The organism is Pseudomonas sp. NBRC 111123, assembly GCF_001320205.1.
Classification (GTDB): domain Bacteria; phylum Pseudomonadota; class Gammaproteobacteria; order Pseudomonadales; family Pseudomonadaceae; genus Aquipseudomonas; species Aquipseudomonas putida_J.
Genome location: NZ_BCAZ01000002.1, coordinates 160,240 through 182,949, shown reverse-complemented (window position 1 = coordinate 182,949; position 22,710 = coordinate 160,240). Strand labels below are relative to the sequence as shown.

Here is a 22,710-nt window from a genome sequence, read left to right as displayed (position 1 = left end):
GCTATCCAACTCGCTCAAGGCCTATGCGCTCCAAGACTATCTCGCCAAGGGGGAGTTTCGCCATGCGTGCACTGTTGGTCACCAGCTCATTGCTGCTGATGTCTGCCTGTTCGACCCTGCCTGACCCGGACCCGAACCTGGCCTGGGTAGACCTCACCCCTTACGGCGATACTTCGCTGGACGCCACCCAGGTCGACGAGCGCGAATGGGCCGATAGCCGCTACTTCGAAGTGCAACCCGGCAGCCACGAGCTGACCGTGCGCTACCAGTTCCCGGTCACGCCGAGCAATATCGGCCCGGTCGACGAGCCACTCTGGCGTGATTGCCAGGTCAAGCTGACCTTCAAGGACTTCAGCGCCGGCCAGCGCTACCAGCTGCATGCCGGCAGTATCGGCTTCCGCCCATGGATCAAACTCTACGACCACCAGCAGAAGCTGGTCGGTCAGGGCCTGCCAGCAGGTTGCCAACGCACCTGAACGACACAAACGGCGCTATGCTTGTAACTCGTGTATCGCGAGTGGGAGTTTTGCCATGCGCCAGCCCATGATGCTGATCGCCCTCAGTGCACTGGGGGCTTGCGCCAGCCCCTTGCCCCCCGTCGACCCCAGCAAGGCCTGGGTCGATCTCTACACCGTCACCCCTGGCCGCCTGCTGATGGCCGACCGCCTGGATGGCCAGCGCCTGGACGATGGCCGCTACTTCCAGATAACCCCCGGCAAACATGAACTGGTGGTGCGGTTCGATTACGAGATCTATGCCGGCGGCATGCTCACCAGCCCGAAAGATCGTACCTGTTACCTGACTGTACGCTTCGATGACTTCAAGGCGGGTGAACGCTATCGGCTAGAGGCGCGAGCGCCGGTGATGGACCCGCAGGTGCTGCTGTACGACGCCAGCCGCAAGGTGGTGGTGAACGAGCCGAGCGACGTGTTCTGCATTCCGTAACAAACACTGGGGCCGCAATGCGGCCCCAGTCATTCAACGATCGTTTTTCTGGTAAATGATCTTCTTCGTCCCGCCATCGCAAGTACCGACGATCATGTTCTGATCCTTGACCTCACTGTTGGGCACGATTTCCAAGGTGTAGGACGTCACACCCTGGGCCTGGATCTTGGCTTCGATCTCAGCCTTGAGTTCTTCGCACGGTTTCACCGCCGCCAATGCAGAAGTGGCCACAAGCGAAGCCAGCACGGCGATTGCTACGCGAATCATGGAACGGCTCCTGGCAAGGCAGCTGCGCTGCCGACGCTGTTTAGACTACAGCAAACCGCCGCCGTTGCGCCGCCTAGCCCACCAACGTGGCGTCCAGGCTGATCTTTGCATTCAGCACCTTCGACACCGGGCAACCGGCCTTGGCCTTGTTGGCGATTTCGAGGAACTGCGCCTCGCTGGCCCCTGGCACCTTGGCCTTGAGAATCAGGTGCACGGCAGTGATGGCAAAGCCGTCGGGTTGTTTGTCCAGCGTGACTTCAGCAATGGTATCGATGCGATCCGCAGTCAACCCGGCCTCACCGAGCATCATCGACAGCGCCATCGAGAAGCAACCCGCATGGGCCGCGCCAATCAGCTCTTCCGGGTTGGTCCCGGGCGAGCCCTCGAAACGGGTATTGAAACCGTATGGGTTCTGCTTGAGTGCACCACTTTCAGTTGAAAGCAGGCCTTTGCCATCCTTCAGGCCACCTTGCCAGATCGCCGATGCTGTCTTTTTCATGATGCCTCCTGGTCGTAGGGTTACTTACCTACATTTTCGAGGTCAGCGTCCTACAGCAAGTTCAGAGCAATCGCGCAGTGAGCATTGAATCCTCCAAATCTGCCCATACAGAGTCAAAAGGGCCTTCGGGCCAACCACTCTTGCGGAGGCTCCGATGACGCAGCTGCGTGACCTGAAGATTTCTACCCTCGACCTAGTGCCAGTGCGCGCCGACAAAGGCCCGGCGCAATCACTGCACAACTCGCTGGACCTGGCCCGGCATGTCGAACGGTTTGGCTACAACCGCTTCTGGGTGGCCGAGCACCACAACATGGACGGCATCGCCAGTTCGGCCACTTCGGTGCTGATCGGCTACTTGGCAGGAGGTACTTCGACCATCCGTGTCGGTTCCGGCGGCATCATGCTACCCAACCATGCGCCGCTGGTGATTGCCGAGCAGTTCGGCACATTGGCCAGCCTGTATCCCGGGCGTATCGACTTGGGCCTTGGCCGCGCGCCTGGCTCCGACCAGATGACGGCCTACGCCCTGCGCCGCGACCGCGCTGGCAGCGCCGACGATTTCCCGGATGACGTCGAGGAGCTGTCGCGCTACCTCGGCCCGCGCACCGATGATCAAAAAGTGATCGCCGTACCCGGCCACGATACCGACGTGCCCCTGTGGCTGCTTGGTTCCAGCCTGTTCAGCGCCCAACTGGCTGGTATGCGCGGCATGCCGTACGCCTTTGCCTCGCACTTCGCCCCGCGCTACATGCATGAGGCGATCCGCATCTATCGCGACCACTTCAAGCCATCAACCACGCTGGACAAGCCCTATGTGATGCTGGGCATTCCGATGGTCGTGGCAGACACCGACGAGCAGGCCGAGTACCTGGCTACCTCGGTATACCAGCGCATCCTGGCGTTGATTCGCGGACAAAGCCTGATGCAGAAACCACCTGTGCCCAGCATGGATGGGCTGTGGTTGCCCCATGAGCGTGACGCGGTGGGAAGTTTCCTGGGCCTGGCGATGATCGGCAGCCCGCAGAAGGTCAGGGCCAAGGTGGAGGTGCTGCTGGAGCAGACCGGGGCGGATGAACTGATCTTTACCTGTGACTTGTATGAGCATGCGGACCGGATCCGGTCCTATGAGCTGATGGCGCAGGCCTTGAAAAGCGATTGACCTTCTTCGCGGGTAACCCCGCGAAGAATGCAACGCATCAGCCACGGCGGTAGACAATCTCCTTGCTACCGCCCTCACAGCTGCCTATCACCTTGCCGGCCGGCTCACCCTTGTTGACGACCTCCAGCTTGTAGCCCTTCACACCCTTGGCATCCAGCTTCGCTGCGATCTCCGCCTTGAGCTCTTCGCACGGTTTCCCGGCCGCCATCGCACCGCCCGCCAAAGCCATCAAACCCACAGCCAGCATCAGTTTCTTCATCGATCGCATTCCTTGTACAGATGAGAAAAGACCAAAAGGGCGCCGCTGAGGCGCCCTCCGGAGTTATAACGCCATCACGCCAGGCTATTCCAGCCCGGGAATGTTTCAGCTGTTGGCGATACGGAAGCCAACCTTCAGCGTGACCTGGAAATGCGCCACTTTGTTATCGCGGATATGGCCACGGGTATCGACCACTTCGAACCACTCCAGGTGTTTGATGCTCTTGCCGGCTTCGGCCAAGGCATTGTTGATCGCCTCTTCGATACTGGTGGCAGACGAACCCACCAGCTCGATCTTCTTGTAGGTGTGATGATCGGTCATTAGCGCTCTCCTTGGGTGACGGTGAAATTGAGCCTAGCAGCGCAGGCCTGGTTTACCTGCGAGCCGCCGCCTTTCGATAAAGTTCGATCGCACTTTCCCGTAGCCCGGGGGTCGCAATCCTTACAGCCCATACTGCAAAGGAGAGTCAACATGCACCGCAACTCGCTGCGTAAAACGTCCCTGGAAAGCATGGAAGCGGAGATCGAAAGCCTCCTGAAAAGCCTGGAGAACCTGAAGCACGATGCGTCCGAGGAAACCCAGAAGTCAGTGAAGGCCATGCGCAGCAACGCCGAAAGCGCGCTGCGCCACTCGCGCAGCCTAATCAGCGATGCCTATGAGGAAGTCAAAGAGCGCACCCGCCAGACCGGCATCGCCACCCGCGACTACGCCCAGGAGCACCCGTACACCACAGCGGGCGTTGCCATAGGCGCGCTGGGCCTGCTGGCGGCGTACCTGCTGTGCAAGCGCAACTAAGCGCTCTGCCTGGCCAGCTCGGCGCGTAGCCACTGCGCCAGCTGCTCGGCGCGCCCGTCTGCGGCGCGCCGGGGCACCCACAGCGCCAGCGCGGCAGGGGTCGGCGAAAAACCCCAAGGTGCACTCAAGCGGCCTGCCCGCAAGTCATCGGCCACCAGGGGTTGTGGCGCAATCGCGACACCCAGGCCGGCAACCGCCGCCTCCAGCAAGTAATACAAATGCTCGAACGCCTGGCCGTACTTCAACGAGCCAGCGTCCAGGCCTTGTTCTGCCACCCAGGTTGGCCAAGCCTGCGGCCGCGAAGTGGTATGCAGCAGGGCTTCATCCAGCAGGGCTTTGGCGGGTGCGGCCTGCAAGCGGTCGAAGCCGGCGAAGTGTGGGCTCAGCACAGGGCCGATGCGCTCCTTCGCCAGCACGTGGACCTGCATGTCCGCAGGCCACGGCGGTTCGGCATACACCAGCAACGCATCCAGCCCCGGCCGACGGGGATCGAGATCGCCTTCGCCTGCCGACAGGTGCAGGCGCAGTTCGGGCAGGTCAGCCTTCAACCGCCCCAATCGGGGGATGAACCAACGCGCCAGCAAGCTGCCGGAACAACCCAGCACGAACGGTGCCTCGCTCACATCCCGGCTCAACTCAGCGCACACACTGCGCAGGCGGTCGAACGCCTCACCGCTGGCTTCACGCAGGCGCACCCCGGCATCTGTGAGTTTGATGCCGCGCCCGTCCTTGACGAACAGGGCCACGCCCAGGTGCTCTTCCAGCACCTTGATCTGCCGGCTGACGGCGCCGTGGGTGACGTGCAGCGCCTCGGCAGCCTGGCTGACACTGTTGAGCCTGGCAGTGGCCTCGAAGGCCCGCAGGGCATTGAGGGGAGGGAGGTCGTGGGTCATTTTACCTGTGAGTTTTTCTGACGAGTTTGCGCAATCTTATCGGTTTTCAGCCGGGCTTGCCGTGGTTAGAGTAAAGCCCATCACCCATTTATTACGCCCTGGAGCGCCCCATGACCCAGTCCCAATACCGTCCCGGCCCCGACGCCAACGGCCTGTTCGGCTCATTCGGCGGCCGCTACGTGGCCGAAACCCTGATGCCGCTGGTGCTGGACCTGGCCCGCGAATACGAAGCGGCCAAGGCCGACCCGAAGTTCCTCGAAGAGCTCGCCTACTTCCAGCGCGACTACATCGGCCGCCCGAACCCGCTGTACTTCGCCGAGCGCCTGACCGAGCACTGCGGCGGTGCGAAGATCTTCTTCAAGCGTGAAGAACTCAACCACACCGGCGCGCACAAGGTGAACAACTGCATCGGCCAGGTGCTGCTGGCCAAGCGCATGGGCAAGAAGCGCCTGATCGCTGAAACCGGCGCCGGTATGCACGGCGTGGCCACCGCCACCGTTGCTGCACGCTTTGGCCTGCCCTGCGTGATCTACATGGGTGCCACCGACATCGAGCGCCAGCAGGCCAACGTGTTCCGCATGAAGCTGCTGGGAGCAGAGATCGTCCCGGTCACCGCGGGTACCGGTACCCTGAAAGACGCCATGAACGAGGCCCTGCGCGACTGGGTCACCAACGTCGACGACACCTTCTACCTGATCGGCACCGTGGCCGGCCCACACCCGTACCCGGCGATGGTCCGCGATTTCCAGTCGATCATCGGCAAGGAAACCCGCGCCCAGCTGCAAGAGAAGGAAGGCCGCCTGCCGGACAGCCTGATCGCCTGCGTTGGCGGTGGCTCCAACGCCATGGGCCTGTTCCATGAGTTCCTCGAAGAACCGAGTGTGCAGATCATCGGCGTCGAAGCCGGTGGCCACGGCGTGCACACCGACAAGCACGCCGCCAGCCTGAACGGCGGCGTACCGGGCGTGCTGCACGGCAACCGTACCTACCTGCTGCAGGACGATGACGGCCAGATCACCGACGCCCACTCGATTTCCGCCGGCCTCGACTACCCGGGCATCGGCCCGGAGCACGCCTACCTGCACGAAGTGAAGCGCGTCGAATACGTCAGCATCACCGACGACGAAGCGCTGGATGCGTTCCATGCCACCTGCCGCCTGGAAGGCATCATTCCGGCGCTGGAAAGCTCCCATGCCCTGGCCGAAGCGATCAAGCGCGCACCGAACCTGCCCAAGGATCACCTGATGGTGATCTGCCTGTCCGGCCGCGGCGACAAAGACATGCAAACCGTGATGAACCACATGGCAGCCCAGGAGAAACAGGCATGAGCCGTCTTGAACAACGCTTCGCCGAGCTGAAGGCCGAAGGCCGCTCCGCGCTGGTCACCTTCGTCACTGCTGGCGACCCGGGCTACGACGCTTCGCTGCAGATCCTCAAGGGCCTGCCGGCTGCCGGCGCCGATGTGATCGAACTGGGCATGCCGTTCACCGACCCGATGGCCGACGGCGTGGCCATCCAGCTCGCCACCCTGCGCGCCCTGGAAGCCGGCCAGACCCTGGCCAAGACCCTGCAGATGGTTCGCGAATTCCGTGTGGATAACCACACCACGCCGATCGTGCTGATGGGCTACTACAACCCCATCCATCGCTTCGGTGTGGATAAGTTCGTCGCCGAAGCCAAGGCAGCTGGCGTCGATGGCCTCATCATCGTCGACCTGCCGCCCGAGCACGACGCCGAGCTGGCCACCCCGGCCCAGGCTGCGGGCATCGACTTCATCCGCCTGACCACTCCGACTACAGACGATGCGCGCCTGCCGCGTGTGCTGGAGCGCAGCTCCGGCTTTGTCTACTACGTGTCAGTGGCTGGGGTGACCGGTGCCGGATCCGCAACTACCGAGCACGTGACCGAGGCAATTGCCCGCCTGCGTCGGCATACCGACCTGCCGATCAGCGTTGGTTTCGGTATTCGGACGCCAGAGCAGGCTGCCGCGATCGCACGCCTGGCCGATGGTGTGGTGGTGGGTTCGGCGCTGGTCGACAAGATTGCCCAGGCCAAGGAGCCCGGTCAGGCCGTCCATGACGTGCTGAGCCTGTGCTCGGCACTGGCCGAAGGCGTGCGCGGCGCCCGCCGCTGAACCGCGTTGCCTGCTTCGCGGGCAAGCCCGATCCCACAGTGACTGCGCCGCTCTCGAAGGCTGTGCAGTACCTGTGGGAGCGGGCTTTGACGCGAAGAAGCTAGCCGCCAAATATCGTGAGATTCAAAGGCCGCACAGCCCCCATCCAGATCGCATGATCGCGGTGATCCGCCAACTCATCACCCGTGAGCGGATGCAGAAACACCACTAGTCCCTTCCGATACAGCGCCAACCAAGGCAACACCACCCCCACGAATTCCGGCTCGAAGGCCAGCTGGCAGCTCCAGTCCGGGTGCGGTCCGACCGGTTTCTGGTGCATGCGCCCCATGGTCACGGGAAACAGCCGCGCCGCCTCCTCGCACAGCTCGCGGGCCTGCTCGAGGGTGGATGCGTCGTAGTAAATGTGGGCGTGGTAACCCTTGATCCTCTGCACGATAACTCCTGATTGCGGTCCAACCATCACCCCACTTGCAAAGAGAGTGATGCGGTGAAAAATGCCGAAACCCCAGTGTTCAAACTGGTGCTGTTCGGGGCTGAAAGCAGCCTGGGCAACGCCCTGACGACCGAGCTGCTGGCGCGCCAGCATGAGGTCATTGCGGTAGTGGACGACCTCAACCGCCATACGCCTCGCCCTGGCCTGCATTTGAAGATAGGCGCGCTGGACGATGCCGACCAGGTAGAGCAGGGCGCAGCCGGGGGCTCGGCGGTGATTGCCCTGCTGGCGCCGGGAGATCTGGCAGCGCAAGCGCGGATGAGCGAAGCGCTGATGGCCGGGCTGGCCCGCACGACTATACGCCGGCTGCTGCTGGTGGGCGATTTCGACATGCTGGATGTGCCGGGCGACTATGGCGAGGCCGAACGTGAATGTGCGGATCAGGTAGTCGACGGGCTGCAGCGCAGCGCATTGCGCTGGACATTGATCAACAGGCCGCGAACGCTGGCGGATGAGGGCTTGGCACGTGTGGCGGCGGGGATGGTGGACATTCTGGAGCTGGACCTGCATCGGGGCGAGCATTTGAACTTCGTGGTCTAGATTGCTGGCGATGGGCCGCAAAGCGGCCCCGGGATGTCACAGGCTGCGCTCTTGCTCCAGCCAATCCACAAACCGCTCGATCAATGCCCCACGCCGCTTGCGCGGCGGCAGCACCGCGTAATAGCCCCGAGCCGAGCGCAAACTCCCCTGCAAAGGCCGGCACAGCAACCCCTGCTCCACCAGCCCATCCACCAGATGCCCCCAGCCAATGGCAACCCCCTGGCCAGCAATCGCCGCCTGAATCAGCAATGTGTAGTTGTCGAACCGCAACTGCCCAGTCGGCGGCGGGCTGGCCACGCCGAACCCGCGAAACACCCCCGCCCAATCAAACCAGCGGCTGGCCTGCTCGCCGCGTAAGTGGAGCAACGGCAACCGCTGCAAAGCCACGGCTGACAAGGGTTTGCCATGAGTCAGTCGCGGGCTGCAGACCGGGAAAACCTCTTCGTCGAACAACCATCGGCTCTCGCCCTGGTGAAAGCGCCCATCGCCAAACAGCACCGCCACATCGATATCCGGGCGCAGCATCCCCTGGCTGCGCTCACCGGTCACCAGGCTAACGTCCACCTGTGGATAAGCCTCGTGAAAGCGCTGCAACCGAGGCATCAGCCAGAACGCCGCGAAAGCAAAGTCCGTGGCCACTTGAAGCACTTCGCGCTGGCCGCGCCCACTGGCCAGGGCGATGCCGTCATCCATGGCCTGCAAACCTTGATGCACCTGCTCGAACAGCAGCTGGCCTGCCTCGGTCAGCTCGATGCCGCGGTAGATCCGATCGAACAGGCGGGTGCCCAGCTGCGCCTCCAGGCGCTTCACCTGCTGGCTCACCGCCGGCTGGGTGGTTCCCAGCGCCAACGCCGCCGCCGTGAAACCGCGCAACCGGGCAGCGGCCTCGAACACACGCAAGGTATCCAGCGACAACTCGGCAAGGTGGTCAAACATAAGCTCAGCTAATCCCAGACATTGCCCGCCATGGGCTTTACCCATGTTATCCACAGTCGCATCTTGGTAGGCAAGCGGTTCGCATAATCCTCAACGATGGAAGCCACCATGACGCGCCCGAATATCCTGTTCATCATGGCCGACCAGATGGCCGCGCCCCTGCTGCCGATCTACGGCCCTTCGCCGATTCAGATGCCACATCTCAGCCGCCTCGCTGAACAGGCGGTAGTGTTCGATTCGGCCTACTGCAACAGCCCACTGTGCGCTCCGTCGCGCTTCACCTTGGTCAGCGGGCAGCTGCCGAGCCGTATCGGCGCCTACGACAACGCGGCCGACTTCCCCGCAGACGTACCCACTTATGCACACTACTTGCGCCGCCTGGGTTACCGCACTGCGCTCTCGGGCAAGATGCACTTCTGTGGCCCGGACCAGTTGCACGGCTACGAGGAGCGCCTGACCAGCGACATCTACCCGGCCGACTACGGCTGGGCCGTGAACTGGGATGAACCCGACGTGCGCCCGAGCTGGTATCACAACATGTCCTCGGTGCTGCAGGCCGGGCCCTGCGTGCGCACCAACCAGCTGGATTTTGACGAGGAAGTGGTGTTCAAGGCGCGCCAGTACCTCTACGACCATGTGCGCGAGAACGATGGCCGACCGTTCTGCCTTACTGTGTCCATGACTCACCCGCACGATCCGTACACCATCCCCAAACGCTACTGGGATCGCTACGCGGCTGTGGATATCCCCATGCCCCGCGCCGAATTCAGCCAGGCAGAACTGGACCCGCACTCGCAGCGCCTGCTCAAGGTCTACGACCTGTGGAACACGCCGCTGCCTGTGGACAAGATTCGCGATGCCCGCCGTGCCTACTTCGGCGCCTGTAGCTACATCGACGACAACATCGGTCAGCTGCTGCAGACCTTGGAAGAATGCAACCTGGCCGACGACACCCTGATCGTGTTCTCCGGCGACCACGGCGACATGCTCGGCGAGCGCGGGCTCTGGTACAAGATGCACTGGTTCGAGATGTCGGCCCGTGTGCCGCTGCTGGTGCATGCACCCAAGCGCTTCGCCGCAAGCCGCATCAGCGCCTCGGTATCGACCTGCGACTTGCTGCCGACCCTGGTCGAACTGGCCGGCGGTGCTGTGGATAACCATCTGCACCTGGACGGCCGCTCGCTACTCGGCCACCTGCAAGGGCAGGGCGGCCACGACGAGGTGATCGGCGAATACATGGCCGAAGGCACCGTCGGCCCGCTGATGATGATCCGCCGTGGGCCTTACAAATTCGTGTACAGCGAAGACGACCCTTGCTTACTCTACGACCTGAGCCGCGACCCGCACGAGCGGGAGAACCTCACCAGCAGCCCGGACCACCAGGTGCTGCTGCAGGCATTTGTCGATGAAGCACACCAGCGCTGGGATATCCCCAGCCTGCGCCAGCAAGTTCTGGCCAGCCAGCGCCGCCGGCGCCTGGTGGCCGAGGCGCTGGCCATCGGCAAGCTGACAAGCTGGGACCACCAACCGTGGGTGGACGCCAGCCAACAGTACATGCGCAACCATATCGATCTCGACGACCTCGAGCGCAAGGCACGTTATCCACAGCCCGCCCCCATGGATTGAGAAGAGAGGCCGCCATGCAGAAGTTCTCCACCGTCGTGTTCGCCCTGGCTCTGGCCACCGCCACGGCCCACGCCGCAGACAGCGACACACAATGCAGCACCGTGAAGATGGCCGACCCCGGCTGGAGCGATATCGCCTCGACCAACGCCGTGGCCCGGCTGCTGCTGGAAAGCCTGGGCTACCAGGTGAAGATCGACAGCCTGGCCGTGCCGATCATCTATGGCGGCCTCAAGGACGGGCGGGTCGATGCCTTCCTTGGCAACTGGATGCCGGCGCAGCAAGGCTTCCATGACAAGTTCATCGCCAATGGCGATGTGCAGCCGTTGTCGCGCAACCTGGAAGGCACAGAGTTCACCCTGGCGGTACCGGATTACGTGTGGAATGCCGGGGTGAAAGACTTCGCCGACCTGCAGAAGTACGCCGACCAGTTCGACAAGAAGCTGTACGGCATCGGCTCCGGCGCGCCAGCGAACCTGTCGCTGAAGGAAATCATCGACAAGAACGAATTCAACCTGGGCCAGTGGAAGCTGGTGGAATCCAGTGAGCAGGCGATGCTGGCGCAGGTGGATAGGGCGGTGAAGAAACAGCAGTTCATCACCTTCCTCGGCTGGACGCCGCATCCGATGAACGTGAAGCTGAAGATGCACTACCTGACTGGCGGCGAGAAGTGGTTCGGCAGCAAGGGCGAGGTGTTCACCCTGACCCGCAAGGGTTATCCACAAGCCTGCCCGAATGCGGCAAAGCTGCTGGGCAACCTGAGTTTCACCCTGGACATGGAAAACACCATCATGGCCGAGGTTGTGGATAAGAAGATCAACTTCGATGAGGCGGCCAAGGCTTGGGTGAAGCAGCACCCCGAGCAGCTGGAAGGGTGGTTGGCTGGGGTAACCACCAAATCCGGTGGCAATGCCTTGGAGGCCGTCAAAGCCAAGCTTTGACCCCTGCCCCTGGTGGAAGCGGGTTTACCCGCGAAGAATCCAGCTCGGTGCATGGCACCGGCTTCGCCGGTGTTCGCGGGTAAACCCGCTCCAACAGGGAATGGGCAATCCCGGAAGAGATCAGCCCCGAGCCAGTTGCCGGCGCAGTTCAGCCAACACTGGTGCCGTATCCGGGCGCACTCCGCGCCAGATGAAGAACGCCTCAGCTGCCTGCTCGGCCAGCATGCCCAGCCCATCCAGCACCTTGGCCGCACCCAGCTTCTCAGCCCACTGGCAGAAAGGCGTGGGCTCTTTGCCATACATCATGTCGTAGCACACCGTGCGCCCAGCCTCGACCAGGCTGTCGGCAATCGGCGGCAACTCACCGGCCAGGCTCGCCGACGTGGCATTGATGATCACGTCCACTGGCTCCTGCAGCCAGGCAAACCCGCTGGCCACCACCGGCCCCAGTTCATCGAACTCCCGTGCCAGTTGCTCGGCCTTCTCCAAGGTACGGTTGGCAATCACCAGCGACTGTGGCTGGTGCGCCAGGATCGGCTCCAGCACGCCACGCACGGCACCGCCAGCACCCAGGATGAGAATGCGCTTGCCGGCAAGTTCGACCCCGGCGTTCACCGTCAGGTCGCGTACCAGGCCAGCGCCGTCGGTGTTGTCGCCCTGCAGCGTGCCGTCGGCCAGCTTGCTCAGCGTGTTCACCGCACCCGCACGCTGGGCACGCGGGGTGAGGCTGTCGCACAGGCGGTAGGCCTCTTCCTTGAACGGTACGGTGACGTTGCCGCCGCTGCCTTGCTTGAAGAAGCCGCGCGCACAATCGCTGAACTCGTCCAGCGGTGCCAGCAGCGTGGCGTATTCAAGGTCCTGGCCGGTCTGTTCAGCGAACAGGCGGTGGATCAGCGGCGATTTGCTGTGGCCGATGGGGTTGCCGAAAACAACGTACTGGTCCATGACGATTCCTTTTTTATCCACAGGCTTACTGGCCCAGCCAGTCGCGATCCTGCAGGAAGTATTCGGTCAGGCGTGCTTCCTCGCTGCCGGGTGCGGCCTTCCAGTCGTAGCCCCAGCGCACTTGCGGCGGCAGCGACATGAGGATCGACTCGGTACGGCCACCGGACTGCAGGCCGAACAGGGTGCCACGGTCGTAGACCAGGTTGAACTCCACGTAACGGCCGCGGCGGTATTCCTGGAACTCGCGCTGCTGTGGCGTGAAGGGGGTGTTCTTGCGGCGCTGGACGATCGGCAGGTAGGCCTCGACATAGGCATCACCGATGGCACGCAGGAAAGCGAAGCAGGTGTCGAAGTCCCACTCGTTCAGGTCGTCGAAGAACAGGCCGCCGATGCCACGCGGCTCGCCGCGGTGTTTGAGGTGGAAGTAGCGGTCGCACCAGGCCTTGTAGCGCGGGTACACGTCAGCGCCGAATGGCGCGCAGGCCTGCTCTGCCACGCGGTGCCAATGGATGCAGTCTTCCTCAACGCCGTAGTAGGGGGTCAGGTCGAACCCGCCGCCGAACCACCAGACCGCCTCTTCACCTTCCTTCTCGGCAATGAAGAAACGCACGTTGGCGTGGGACGTCGGCACATGCGGGTTGTGTGGGTGGATCACCAGCGACACGCCCAGGGCCTCGAAGCCACGGCCCGCCAGTTCCGGGCGGTGGGCGCTGGCCGACGGCGGCAGGCCGGCGCCGAATACGTGGGAGAAGTTGACCCCGCCTTTCTCGATCAGCTTACCGTCACCGATCACCCGCGTGCGGCCCCCGCCACCGGCTTCGCGCACCCAGGCGTCCTCGACGAAGCGGGCGCCGCCGTCTTCGGCTTCGAGGGCAGAGCAGATGCGGTCTTGCAGGTCGAGCAGGTAGGCTTTCACGGCCTCGGTGCGGCTAGTCATCGGGTCACCAGGAACGGGCAGGGAAGAATTCGCCGCGTAGCATACCACCGCCGGCGCGCGCGCCGCAGTTGACGGCGATCAAGCAAAAGCGTCCGATAGAAGGCCTTTTCCCGATCCCGACAACAGGAGTGCGAGATGGCCAAGCGTATCCAGTTCAGCCAGCATGGCGGCCCGGAAGTGCTGCAGCTTGTGGAATTCGACCCCGCCCCACCCGGGCCGCAGCAGGTGCGCGTGCGCAACCATGCGATCGGCCTGAACTTCATCGACACTTACTTCCGCAGCGGGCTGTACGCACCGCCGTCCCTGCCCTCTGGCCTGGGCACCGAGGCCGCCGGGGTAGTCGAGGCCGTGGGCGAGGGCGTAACCCGGCTGAAGGTCGGTGACCGCGTGGCCCATGCCGGAGGCCCTCTGGGCGCCTATAGCGAGGTGCATACGCTGCCCGAGGCCAACCTGGTCAAACTGCCCGACAACATCAGTTTCGAGCAGGCGGCGGCGGTGATGCTCAAGGGGCTGACCGTGCAGTACCTGCTCAAGCAGACCTATGAGGTCAAACCGGGTGACGTGATCTTGTTCCACGCCGCAGCCGGTGGCGTGGGTTCGCTGGCGTGCCAGTGGGCCAAGGCCCTGGGCGCCAAGCTGATCGGTACCGTGAGCTCCGCCGAAAAGGCCGAGCGAGCCAAGGCGCTGGGGGCGTGGGCGACCATCGACTACAGCTGCGAGGACGTGGCCAAGCGAGTGCTGGAGCTGACCGATGGCAAGAAGTGCCCGGTGGTGTATGACGGCGTCGGTGCCGACACCTGGCTGACCTCGCTGGACTGCCTGCAGCCGCGCGGGTTGATGGTGAGCTTCGGCAATGCCTCGGGGGCAGTGAGCGGGGTGAACCTGGGGATCCTGTCGCAAAAGGGTTCGCTGTATGTCACCCGGCCGACGCTGGCGACCTATGCCAACAATGCCGAGAACACCCAGGCCATGGCTGATGACCTGTTCGCGATGATTGGCAGCGGGAAGCTGGTTGTGGATATCCAGCAGCGGTATCCGTTGAGTGAGGCGGCGAAGGCGCAGGCGGAGTTGTCGGCGCGCAGGACCGTAGGCTCTACCGTCCTGCTGCCTTGAGCCGAACACAGCTCTTGGGCCAGTAGATACCCCCTGTGGGAGCGGGTTCACCCGCGAAGAAGGCACCACGGTGCCTGGCACCGGCTCCGCCGGTGTTCGCGGGTAAACCCGCTCCCACAGCGGTACCGTGCCAGGCCTGTGGGTAGGTATCAGCCCGGGCGAACGACCTCGCCAGTGGCGAGGTTACGAATCACACTCGGATTCTTCCGCCCGCCCAGCGCACCACCCAGCACCAGGTCCAGCTGGCCATGGAAATACTGCTCCACCCGCAAGCGGCTCTTCGCCGCCGGCCGCCCGCCTGGATTGCACGAGGTGGAAATCAGCGGGCCGACCAGCGCACAGAGCTCACGCACCTGCGGGTGATCGCTGACGCGCAGTGCCACCGTGTCGTGCTGCCCGGTCACCCACTCGGGCAACAGGTCCTGGTGCGGCACCAGCCAGGTATTCGGGCCCGGCCAGGTGGCACCCATGCGGTCGATCCAGTCCTCGGGAAAATCCTCGAACAGAAAGTCGAACTGGCGGATGTTGTCGGCGATCAGGATCAGCCCTTTATCCACAGGCCGCGACTTCAACGCCAGCAGGCGATACACCGCGTCCTCGTTCCATGGGTCGCAGCCCAGGCCCCAGACCGCTTCCGTCGGGTAGGCGATCACTGCGCCTGCCCGGATCTCACGTGCGGCTTGTTGCACACGAAAACTGCTCACCATTTGTGTCTCTCCGCCTATAAACCTTGCTTGAGCGCAGTGTACTCAGCCAGCGCGGGCAAACCAACGCCCGGCAACATTGCTGACCTGGCCTTCGAGCTCCAGTTCGGTCAGCTGCGCGAGTACTTCGGCCAGCGGCCGGTCGCTGAAATGGGCCAGGTTCTCGCTAGTCTGTGGCGCAGCATGCAGCAGGGCAAGCAACGGATGCAGCGGTTTTTTCACAACCGCAGGCGGCAGGTTCTGCCAACCGCGCAGGCTTTCCAGGATCTGCTCAACGCTTTCCACCAGCAGTGCGCCATCGCGGATCAGCTGATGGCAGCCCTTGGCCGCCGGGTGATGGATCGAACCTGGAATGGCGTATACCTCGCGGCCTTGTTCAGCTGCCAGGCGGGCGGTGATCAACGAGCCGCTGGCAAGGCTGGCCTCCACCACCAGCACACCTAGCGACAAACCACTGATGATGCGATTGCGCCGCGGGAAGTTGCCCGGCAAGGGCCCGGCATCAAGCGGATACTCGGACACCAATGCGCCGCCCCGGTCGATCATCATCTGCGCAAGGTCGCGGTGGCGCTGTGGATAAAGTTTTTGCAAGCCCGTTCCGAGCACACCGATGGTGCCCCCTCCGACCTCCAGCGCCGCCCGATGAGCGGCACCATCGATACCCAGCGCGAGGCCGCTGGTGATGGTGAAACCCGCCTGGGCAAGGTAACGGGAAAATGCCCTGGCCGTGTCGAGCGCCGGGGGTGTGGCACGCCTGCTGCCCACAATGGCCAGCTGAGGTCGGTCGAGCAGTGCCGGATCACCAGCAACGAAAAGTAGCGGTGGGGCGTCGTCGATTTCCCCCAGCAGTGCCGGGTAGCCAGGCCCGTCCCACATCAGTAAATGCTGGCCGGGGCGCTCTAGCCAGGCCATGGCGGCCTGCGCGCCTTCGCGCACTTCGGCACTGCGCCGGGCATCGATACTGGCCTGGCCAATGCCTAACGCACGCCAGGCCGAGCCCGGCGCACTGAGCGCGGAAGAAGCACTGCCAAAGGCCTCCAGCAAGGTACGAAAGCGTCGCAGTCCCGTCTCGGGGAGGCGGTGCAGGCGTAATCGTGCCTCCAGTTCGGCAGGCGGGCAAGGCGACGAATGGTAAGTTGGCATGGGGATCATCCTTGATCGAAACAGGGCCATCTACGTGGCACAAACTGTGGATAACTCTGTGAGTAACACTTTGAAAAGCTGTCCATTGGTTGGGGGCTATCAAGCCTATAGACACCCTAGACGAGCTTGCCAGGTGCCGAAATCGCCGTTTCCCTTTATTATGTGTGCTCAGTTTTCAACCGACCGCACAGTGACTGCCTGACCTTATGGCCATCTTGAACATTCTCGAATTCCCGGACCCGCGCCTGCGCACCATTGCCAAACCGGTAACGGTGTTCGACGACGCCCTGCGTCAGCTGATCGACGACATGTTTGAAACCATGTACGAAGCCCCCGGCATCGGCCTGGCCGCCACCCAGGTCAACGTGCACCAGCAGGTCGTGGTCATGGACCTCAGCGAAGACCGCAGCGAGCCGCGCGTCTTCATCAACCCGACGGTCGAAGAACTCACCCACGACATGGGCCAGTACCAGGAAGGCTGCCTGTCGGTACCGGGCTTCTACGAGAACGTCGACCGCCCGCTGCGTGTGCGAGTCAAAGCCCAGGACCGCGACGGCAAGCCGTATGAGCTGGAATGCGAAGGCCTGCTGGCGGTGTGCGTGCAGCACGAGTTCGACCACCTCAACGGCAAGCTGTTTGTCGACTACCTGTCGCAGCTCAAGCGCGACCGGATCAAGAAGAAGCTGGAAAAGCAGCACCGCCAGCAAGCCTGATCCCCACCTCCCAGAAGGCTTGCTCCGGCAAGCCTTTTTCTTTTTGGAAGCGAGAACTCCATGCGCATCGTCTTTGCAGGCACTCCAGAGTTTGCCGCCGAACACCTCAAGGCCTTGCTCGACAGCCCGTACGAGATCGTGGCTGTCTACACCCAGCCCGACCGCCCTGCCGGCCGTGGTCAGAAGCTCATGCCGAGCGCGGTCAAGGCGCTGGCTGTGGCCCATGACATCCCGGTGTTCCAGCCACAGACCCTGCGCAATGCCGAGGCCCAGGCAGAACTCGCCGCGCTCAAGCCAGACCTCATGGTGGTGGTCGCCTACGGGCTGATCCTGCCGCAAGCCGTGCTCGACATCCCGCGTCTGGGTTGCATCAACAGCCACGCCTCCTTGCTGCCACGCTGGCGCGGTGCGGCGCCGATCCAGCGCGCCGTGGAAGCGGGCGATGCCGAGAGCGGCGTGACCGTGATGCGCATGGAAGCTGGCCTGGATACCGGGCCGATGCTGCTCAAAGTGGTCACCCCGATCAGCGCCGACGATACCGGTGGCAGCCTGCACGACCGCCTCGCCGAAATGGGGCCGCCAGCTGTAGTCCAGGCCATTGCCGGCCTGGCAGACGGTTCGCTGCAAGGTGAGGTTCAGGACGATGCCCTGGCAACCTACGCACATAAGCTGAACAAGGACGAAGCACGCATCGACTGGAGTCGCCCGGCCGTCGAGCTTGAACGTCTGGTCCGCGCCTTCAACCCATGGCCGGTGTGCCACAGCACGCTCGATGGCGAAAGCGTGAAGGTGCTGGCTGCCAACTTGTCCACAGGCAAGGGCGCCCCGGGCGAGATCCTCTCCGCCAGCAAGGACGGCCTGGTCGTCGCGTGCGGTGACCAGGCGCTGAGCCTGACCCGCCTGCAATTGCCTGGCGGCAAGGCGCTGAACTTCAGCGACCTGTTCAACAGCCGCCGCGAGAAGTTCGCCGCCGGCAAGGTGCTGGGCCAATGAACCCGCGCCTCGCCGCCGCCCGTGCCCTTGCCGCTGTACTCAGCGGCAAGGCCTCGCTGAACAGCTCGCTGCCAGCGCAGCTGGACAAGGTCGAAGAACGCGACCGTGGCCTGACCCAGGACCTGGCGTTCGGCACCGCCCGCTGGCAGCCACGCCTGGATCTGCTGGCCGCGCAGCTGCTGCAGAAGCCATTCAAAGCCGCCGATGCCGATGTGCAGGCATTGCTGCTGGTCGGCCTGTATCAGCTGTTCTACACCCGCATTCCGGCCCACGCCGCCATCGGCGAGACCGTCGGCTGCGCCGACAAGCTGAAAAAGCCTTGGGCCAAGGGCCTGCTCAATGCCGTATTGCGCCGCGCCCAGCGCGAAGGCGAAGCACTGCTCGCCGCCATGGAGCGCGACCCGGTAGTGCGCACCGCTCACCCACGCTGGTTGCAGAAGTCGCTCAAAGCCTTCTGGCCAGAGCAATGGGAAGCCATCTGCGCCGCCAACAACGCCCACCCGCCGATGATCTTGCGGGTCAATCGCCGCCACCATAGCCGCGACGCCTACCTGGCGCTGCTGGCCGAGGCAGGCGTTGGCGCCAGTGCCTGCCAGTACAGCCGTGACGGCATCGTGCTGGCCGAAGCCTGCGACGTGCGTGGCCTGCCAGGCTTCGCCCACGGCTGGGTCAGCGTCCAGGACGAAGCCGCGCAGCTGTCCGCCGACCTGCTAGAACTGGCCCCCGGCCAGCGCGTGCTCGACGCTTGCTGCGCGCCGGGCGGCAAGACCTGCCACCTGCTTGAAGCCGAGGCTGGCCTGGGCCATGTGGTGGCCATCGACCTCGAAGCCAAGCGCCTGACCCGCGTGCGCGAAAACCTCGACCGCCTGCAGCTGGAGGCCGAACTGATTGCCTGCGATGCCCGCGACACCGCCAGCTGGTGGGATGGCAAGCCGTTCCAGCGCATCCTGCTTGATGCGCCGTGCTCGGCCACCGGCGTGATCCGTCGCCACCCTGACATCAAGCTGACCCGCCAGGCCGAGGACATTCCGGCCCTGGCCGCACTGCAAGGTGAACTGCTCGATGCGCTGTGGCCGACCCTGGAAGTGGGCGGCATGCTGCTGTACGCCACCTGTTCCAGCCTGCCGACCGAGAACACCGAAGTGATCGACGCCTTCCTTGCCCGCACCCCGGGCGCCCGTGAGCTGGACCTGGCCACCGAAGCCGGCCTGCGCCAGCCCCACGGCCGCCAGCTGCTGGCCCAAGAGGGCGGCCATGACGGGTTCTACTATGCCAAGCTGATCAAGATCGCCGCCTCGCGCGGGTAAGCACAACGGGTAGGGAGTAGCGGATGAAGATCATCATCCTCGGCGCAGGGCAGGTGGGCGGTACGCTGGCGGAACACCTGGCCAGCGAAGCCAACGACATCACCGTGGTCGATACCGATGGCGACCGCCTTCGCGACCTCGGCGACCGTCTGGACATCCGCACCGTGCAGGGCCGTGGCTCGCTGCCGACGGTGCTGCGCCAGGCAGGTGCCGACGACGCTGACATGCTGGTGGCGGTGACCAACAGCGACGAAACCAACATGGTCGCCTGCCAGGTGGCCTACACGCTGTTCCACACCCCGACCAAGATCGCCCGGGTGCGCGAGTCGGCTTACCTGACCCGTGAAGAGCTGTTCGACAACGACCACATCCCGGTCGACGTGCTGATCAGCCCTGAGCAGGTGGTGACCAACTACATCAAGCGCCTGATCGAACACCCAGGTTCGCTACAGGTGATCGACTTCGCAGAGGGCAAGGCCCAGCTGGTGGCGGTGAAGGCCTATTACGGTGGCCCGCTGGTGGGCCAGCAGCTGCGCCAGATCCGTGCGCACATGCCCAACGTCGACACCCGCGTGGCGGCAATCTTCCGCCGCGACCGGCCGATCACCCCGCGTGGCGACACGGTGATCGAAGCCGACGACGAAGTGTTCTTCATCGCCGCGAAGAAGGACATCCGCGCCGTGATGGGCGAGTTGCGCCGCATCGACGAGACCAACAAGCGGGTAGTCATTGCTGGCGGCGGGCAGATTGGCGAGCGCCTGGCCGAGGCCATCGAAAGTCGTTACCAGGTGAAGATCATCGAGATGAGCCCGGCCCGCTGCCGGCAGCTTTCCGACACCTTGGAAAGCACCGTGGTGCTGCAGGGCAGCGCCTCGGACAAGGACCTGATGCTCGAAGAGAACATCGCCGATGCCGACATCTTCCTGGCCCTGACCAACGACGACGAGGCCAACATCATGTCGTCGCTGCTGGCCAAGCGCCTGGGCGCACGCAAGGTGATGACCATCATCAACAACCCGGCCTATGTCGACCTGGTGCAGGGCGGCGAGATCGACATCGCCATCAGTCCCCAGCTGGCCACCATCGGCACCTTGCTGGCACATGTGCGGCGCGGCGATATCGTCAGCGTGCACTCGCTGCGCCGCGGCGCGGCCGAGGCCATCGAGGCGGTGGCGCACGGTGATTCGAAGTCGAGCAAGGTGGTCGGCAAGGCTGTGGAAAACATTGCGCTGCCACCGGGCACCACCATCGGCGCGATCATCCGCGACGAGGAAGTGCTGATCGCCCACGACGACACGGTGATCGAATCAGGCGACCATGTGATCCTCTTCGTTGTGGATAAAAAGCACATACGGGATGTGGAGAAGCTGTTCCACGTCGGCTTGAGTTTCTTCTAGGAGAAGAGGGCATGCGCGAATCGCTGGAGAAGATGCTGGCCAAGGGTGTGGATAACCCGCTTCTGAGGTTTGGCCTGGGCAAGGCCTGGCTGGATGAGGGAAATGGCGCAGAGGCGGCGGTGCACCTGGCACGGTGCGTGGAGCAGGACCCGAAGTACTCGGCGGCGTGGAAACTGCTGGGGAAGGCGTATCAGTTGGGCGGTGATGTGGCGGCGGCGCGCAAGGCTTGGGAGGACGGGATTGTTGCGGCCCAGGCTCATGGCGACAAGCAGGCCGAGAAAGAGATGACCGTGTTCCTGAAGAAGCTCAACAAGACATCAGGTTGACGCCCCCCCTGTGGGAGCGGGTTCACCCGCGAATGCGATGTTGAATTCAACGATGCATTCGCGGGTTAACCCGCTCCCACAGGGGACGGTGAAAGGCTTAGTACCAGCGCGGCTCGCCGGCAGGGCGCTTTTTGAAGCGCTTCATGCTCCACATGTACTGGCTGGGGTACTCGCGCACATAACGCTCGACCACCTTGCTCATGGCCGCCGCCGACACGTTGACGTCGGTGCTGTACATTTCTTCCGGCGCCGCTTCCAGGAACACCTTGAAGCCCGACCCGTCCGGCAGCCGCAGCGCATGCAGGAACACCCCCACCGCCTTGCCACCGGCCAGCATGTTCGGCACGAACTTGCTGGTCAGCGCCTGTGTGCCCAGAAACGGCACGAACACACCCGCCGATTCCGCCGGCTCCGGGTCCGCAGGAATACCTACCTGCCCGCCGCGGCGCACTTCCTTGATCACACTCAGGATGCCTTCCTTGGTCGAAGGCGCCACGCGGTTGCCCATCTGCACCCGTTGCTCGCGCAGCAGGTCATCCACCGCCTTGAGCTTCGGCGGGCGGTAGAAGATGATCGGTTTGCACTGGTTGCAGTAGAAGTGGTTGAGCACTTCCCAGTTACCCAAGTGACTGGTGATGCCGACCACGCCCTTGCCCGAGGCCAGGGCCTGCTCCAGCACTTCCAGGCCGTGAACTTCCTTCACCAGGTCGAGCGAGCGCTGCGGCGGCCAGATCCAGGCACAGGCACTTTCGACGAAGGATTTGCCGATATCCTTCAATGCACGGCCGACCAACTGCTCACGTTCCGCCGGGTCCATCTCCGGGAAGCACTTGGCCAGGTTGATGCGCACGACATTGCGCGAGCCGTTGGGCACCTTCCACATCAGCCAGCCGATACCGGCGCCGACGCGCTGCACAGCGCCCCAGGGCAGCTTGGCAAACAGACGCAGCACCCCGACCATCAGGGCGCCCTTGAACTTTTCCACAGGCAATTCCTTATTTCAGCAAGGCGCGCATTGTAACCCCTCAGCGCAACAAGGCGGCGTAGCGATCGCAATCGGTGGTGTGGTCCATGACCATGCCGGTGGCCTGCATGAAGGCGTAGCAGATGGTCGGCCCCACGAAGGTGAAGCCGGCCTTCTGCAGAGCTTTGCTCATGGCCTTGGCTTCGTCGGTGACGGCCGGCACATCACTGCGGGCCTGGAAGTGGTTGATCTTCGGCTCACCGCCGACGAATGACCAGAGCCACTCGGCAGGGTTGTCCACAGCCAGCCAGGCCAGCGCGTTGCGCCGGGCAGCCTTGAGCTTGAGGCGGTTGCGGATGATACCGGCGTCCTGCATCAACTCTTCGATGCGTTCGTCGCTCATGGCGGCCAGCTTCACCGGATCGAAGCCATACATCACCTCGCGATAACGCTCGCGTTTGCGCAAGACGGTGATCCACGAAAGCCCCGCCTGGAACCCTTCGAGCAAAAGCATCTCGAACAGCAACGCCGGGTCACGCTGTGGCGTTCCCCATTCCTGGTCGTGGTAGGCCTGGTACAACGGATCGTCGGTACACCAAAAGCAGCGTGGCATAAGGCTCCAATGAGTAGAGGGCGAGGCGAATCAGGTTATACTCCCGCTCTTTACATCCGCATCCCCAGATA

General features: G+C 63.6%; 28 protein-coding genes. 15 read left to right on the top strand and 13 right to left on the bottom strand.

Annotated features, from left to right (window positions below):
• Nucleotides 1-62: 62 nt before the first annotated feature.
• On the top strand, nt 63-476 hold the full coding sequence (locus tag APH27_RS02070) for a hypothetical protein (protein WP_027917155.1): 414 nt from the start codon (nt 63-65) through the stop codon (nt 474-476).
• Between the two features lie 55 nt (nt 477-531).
• Nucleotides 532-945, top strand: coding sequence for a hypothetical protein (locus APH27_RS02065; protein ID WP_027917154.1), 414 nt, complete (start codon nt 532-534; stop codon nt 943-945).
• A gap of 33 nt (nt 946-978) precedes the next feature.
• Here the strand turns inward: APH27_RS02065 and APH27_RS02060 are convergent, their stop codons facing one another.
• Nucleotides 979-1,212, bottom strand: coding sequence for a DUF1161 domain-containing protein (locus APH27_RS02060; RefSeq protein ID WP_027917153.1), 234 nt, complete (start codon nt 1,210-1,212; stop codon nt 979-981).
• Nucleotides 1,213-1,285: 73 nt separating this feature from the next.
• Nucleotides 1,286-1,711, bottom strand: a complete 426-nt coding sequence (locus APH27_RS02055) for an OsmC family protein (RefSeq protein ID WP_027917152.1) — start codon at nt 1,709-1,711, stop codon at nt 1,286-1,288.
• Nucleotides 1,712-1,865: 154 nt separating this feature from the next.
• On the opposite strand from APH27_RS02055, the gene APH27_RS02050 reads away from it, so the two are divergent.
• Nucleotides 1,866-2,870, top strand: a complete 1,005-nt coding sequence (locus tag APH27_RS02050) for an LLM class flavin-dependent oxidoreductase (RefSeq protein ID WP_060483849.1) — start codon at nt 1,866-1,868, stop codon at nt 2,868-2,870.
• Nucleotides 2,871-2,907: 37 nt separating this feature from the next.
• Here APH27_RS02050 and APH27_RS02045 read toward each other — a convergent pair whose 3' ends face one another.
• The gene (locus APH27_RS02045) at nt 2,908-3,129 is read right to left on the bottom strand and encodes a DUF1161 domain-containing protein (protein WP_027917150.1); all 222 of its coding nucleotides are present in this window, start codon (nt 3,127-3,129) and stop codon (nt 2,908-2,910) included.
• A gap of 105 nt (nt 3,130-3,234) precedes the next feature.
• Entirely contained in the window at nt 3,235-3,450 is a 216-nt protein-coding gene (locus tag APH27_RS02040; RefSeq protein ID WP_060483848.1) for a dodecin, read from the bottom strand.
• Nucleotides 3,451-3,600: 150 nt separating this feature from the next.
• Between APH27_RS02040 and APH27_RS02035 the strand changes: the two genes are divergently transcribed.
• Entirely contained in the window at nt 3,601-3,924 is a 324-nt protein-coding gene (locus APH27_RS02035) for a YqjD family protein (RefSeq protein WP_027917148.1), read from the top strand.
• On the opposite strand, the gene APH27_RS02030 is transcribed toward APH27_RS02035, so the two are convergent.
• Nucleotides 3,921-4,817 (bottom strand): LysR family transcriptional regulator, encoded by an 897-nt coding sequence (locus APH27_RS02030; protein ID WP_060483847.1) that lies wholly within the window; start codon nt 4,815-4,817, stop codon nt 3,921-3,923. The two genes, APH27_RS02035 and APH27_RS02030, sit on opposite strands and share 4 nt — an antisense overlap.
• A 110-nt stretch (nt 4,818-4,927) precedes the next feature.
• On the opposite strand from APH27_RS02030, the gene trpB reads away from it, so the two are divergent.
• Both trpB and trpA read left to right on the top strand, forming a co-directional pair.
• The gene (gene trpB, locus APH27_RS02025) at nt 4,928-6,145 is read left to right on the top strand and encodes a tryptophan synthase subunit beta (protein ID WP_027917146.1); all 1,218 of its coding nucleotides are present in this window, start codon (nt 4,928-4,930) and stop codon (nt 6,143-6,145) included.
• A complete protein-coding gene (trpA, locus tag APH27_RS02020; protein WP_027917145.1) occupies nt 6,142-6,951 on the top strand; it encodes a tryptophan synthase subunit alpha in 810 nt (269 codons plus the stop codon). Before trpB ends, trpA begins: the two co-directional genes overlap by 4 nt.
• 100 nt (nt 6,952-7,051) lie before the next feature.
• On the opposite strand, the gene APH27_RS02015 is transcribed toward trpA, so the two are convergent.
• Complete coding sequence (locus APH27_RS02015) at nt 7,052-7,384, bottom strand: DOPA 4,5-dioxygenase family protein (protein ID WP_027917144.1); 333 nt, start codon at nt 7,382-7,384, stop codon at nt 7,052-7,054.
• Nucleotides 7,385-7,438: 54 nt separating this feature from the next.
• On the opposite strand from APH27_RS02015, the gene APH27_RS02010 reads away from it, so the two are divergent.
• Nucleotides 7,439-7,984, top strand: a complete 546-nt coding sequence (locus tag APH27_RS02010; protein WP_060483846.1) for an NAD(P)-dependent oxidoreductase — start codon at nt 7,439-7,441, stop codon at nt 7,982-7,984.
• A 36-nt stretch (nt 7,985-8,020) separates the two neighbouring features.
• Here the strand turns inward: APH27_RS02010 and APH27_RS02005 are convergent, their stop codons facing one another.
• Nucleotides 8,021-8,920: a LysR family transcriptional regulator gene (locus APH27_RS02005; protein ID WP_027917142.1), complete on the bottom strand. Its 900-nt coding sequence runs from the start codon at nt 8,918-8,920 to the stop codon at nt 8,021-8,023.
• A gap of 108 nt (nt 8,921-9,028) precedes the next feature.
• Between APH27_RS02005 and betC the strand changes: the two genes are divergently transcribed.
• Both betC and choX read left to right on the top strand, forming a co-directional pair.
• Nucleotides 9,029-10,546 (top strand): choline-sulfatase, encoded by a 1,518-nt coding sequence (betC, locus tag APH27_RS02000; RefSeq protein ID WP_027917141.1) that lies wholly within the window; start codon nt 9,029-9,031, stop codon nt 10,544-10,546.
• Nucleotides 10,547-10,560: 14 nt separating this feature from the next.
• Nucleotides 10,561-11,484: a choline ABC transporter substrate-binding protein gene (gene choX / locus APH27_RS01995; protein WP_060483845.1), complete on the top strand. Its 924-nt coding sequence runs from the start codon at nt 10,561-10,563 to the stop codon at nt 11,482-11,484.
• A 120-nt stretch (nt 11,485-11,604) separates the two neighbouring features.
• Here the strand turns inward: choX and aroE are convergent, their stop codons facing one another.
• Both aroE and hemF read right to left on the bottom strand, forming a co-directional pair.
• On the bottom strand, nt 11,605-12,429 hold the full coding sequence (gene aroE / locus APH27_RS01990) for a shikimate dehydrogenase (protein WP_027917139.1): 825 nt from the start codon (nt 12,427-12,429) through the stop codon (nt 11,605-11,607).
• Nucleotides 12,430-12,454: 25 nt separating this feature from the next.
• Nucleotides 12,455-13,366, bottom strand: a complete 912-nt coding sequence (gene hemF, locus APH27_RS01985; RefSeq protein ID WP_060483844.1) for an oxygen-dependent coproporphyrinogen oxidase — start codon at nt 13,364-13,366, stop codon at nt 12,455-12,457.
• 135 nt (nt 13,367-13,501) lie between these two features.
• Between hemF and APH27_RS01980 the strand changes: the two genes are divergently transcribed.
• Entirely contained in the window at nt 13,502-14,479 is a 978-nt protein-coding gene (locus APH27_RS01980; protein WP_060483843.1) for an NADPH:quinone reductase, read from the top strand.
• A 149-nt stretch (nt 14,480-14,628) separates the two neighbouring features.
• Here APH27_RS01980 and APH27_RS01975 read toward each other — a convergent pair whose 3' ends face one another.
• Both APH27_RS01975 and dprA read right to left on the bottom strand, forming a co-directional pair.
• Nucleotides 14,629-15,186 carry an L-threonylcarbamoyladenylate synthase gene (locus tag APH27_RS01975; RefSeq protein WP_027917136.1) on the bottom strand — a complete coding sequence of 186 codons (558 nt, stop codon included), beginning with the start codon at nt 15,184-15,186 and terminating at the stop codon, nt 14,629-14,631.
• 42 nt (nt 15,187-15,228) lie between these two features.
• On the bottom strand, nt 15,229-16,326 hold the full coding sequence (gene dprA, locus APH27_RS01970; RefSeq protein ID WP_027917135.1) for a DNA-processing protein DprA: 1,098 nt from the start codon (nt 16,324-16,326) through the stop codon (nt 15,229-15,231).
• Nucleotides 16,327-16,532: 206 nt separating this feature from the next.
• Between dprA and def the strand changes: the two genes are divergently transcribed.
• Genes def through APH27_RS01945 form a run of 5 tightly spaced genes read left to right on the top strand, consistent with a single transcriptional unit; the run spans nt 16,533 to nt 21,062 of the window.
• Entirely contained in the window at nt 16,533-17,039 is a 507-nt protein-coding gene (def, locus tag APH27_RS01965) for a peptide deformylase (RefSeq protein ID WP_003260000.1), read from the top strand.
• A 60-nt stretch (nt 17,040-17,099) separates the two neighbouring features.
• Nucleotides 17,100-18,032 (top strand): methionyl-tRNA formyltransferase, encoded by a 933-nt coding sequence (gene fmt / locus APH27_RS01960; RefSeq protein WP_027917134.1) that lies wholly within the window; start codon nt 17,100-17,102, stop codon nt 18,030-18,032.
• Entirely contained in the window at nt 18,029-19,339 is a 1,311-nt protein-coding gene (gene rsmB / locus APH27_RS01955; protein ID WP_060483842.1) for a 16S rRNA (cytosine(967)-C(5))-methyltransferase RsmB, read from the top strand. The genes fmt and rsmB overlap by 4 nt, the downstream gene beginning before the upstream one ends.
• Before the next feature lie 23 nt (nt 19,340-19,362).
• Complete coding sequence (gene trkA, locus APH27_RS01950) at nt 19,363-20,736, top strand: Trk system potassium transporter TrkA (RefSeq protein ID WP_027917132.1); 1,374 nt, start codon at nt 19,363-19,365, stop codon at nt 20,734-20,736.
• An 11-nt stretch (nt 20,737-20,747) separates the two neighbouring features.
• Entirely contained in the window at nt 20,748-21,062 is a 315-nt protein-coding gene (locus APH27_RS01945) for a tetratricopeptide repeat protein (RefSeq protein ID WP_027917131.1), read from the top strand.
• 97 nt (nt 21,063-21,159) lie between these two features.
• Here APH27_RS01945 and APH27_RS01940 read toward each other — a convergent pair whose 3' ends face one another.
• Nucleotides 21,160-22,047, bottom strand: coding sequence for a lysophospholipid acyltransferase (locus tag APH27_RS01940; RefSeq protein WP_027917130.1), 888 nt, complete (start codon nt 22,045-22,047; stop codon nt 21,160-21,162).
• A 40-nt stretch (nt 22,048-22,087) separates the two neighbouring features.
• On the bottom strand, nt 22,088-22,639 hold the full coding sequence (locus tag APH27_RS01935) for a DNA-3-methyladenine glycosylase I (RefSeq protein ID WP_060483841.1): 552 nt from the start codon (nt 22,637-22,639) through the stop codon (nt 22,088-22,090).
• Between the last annotated feature and the right edge of the window lie 71 nt (nt 22,640-22,710).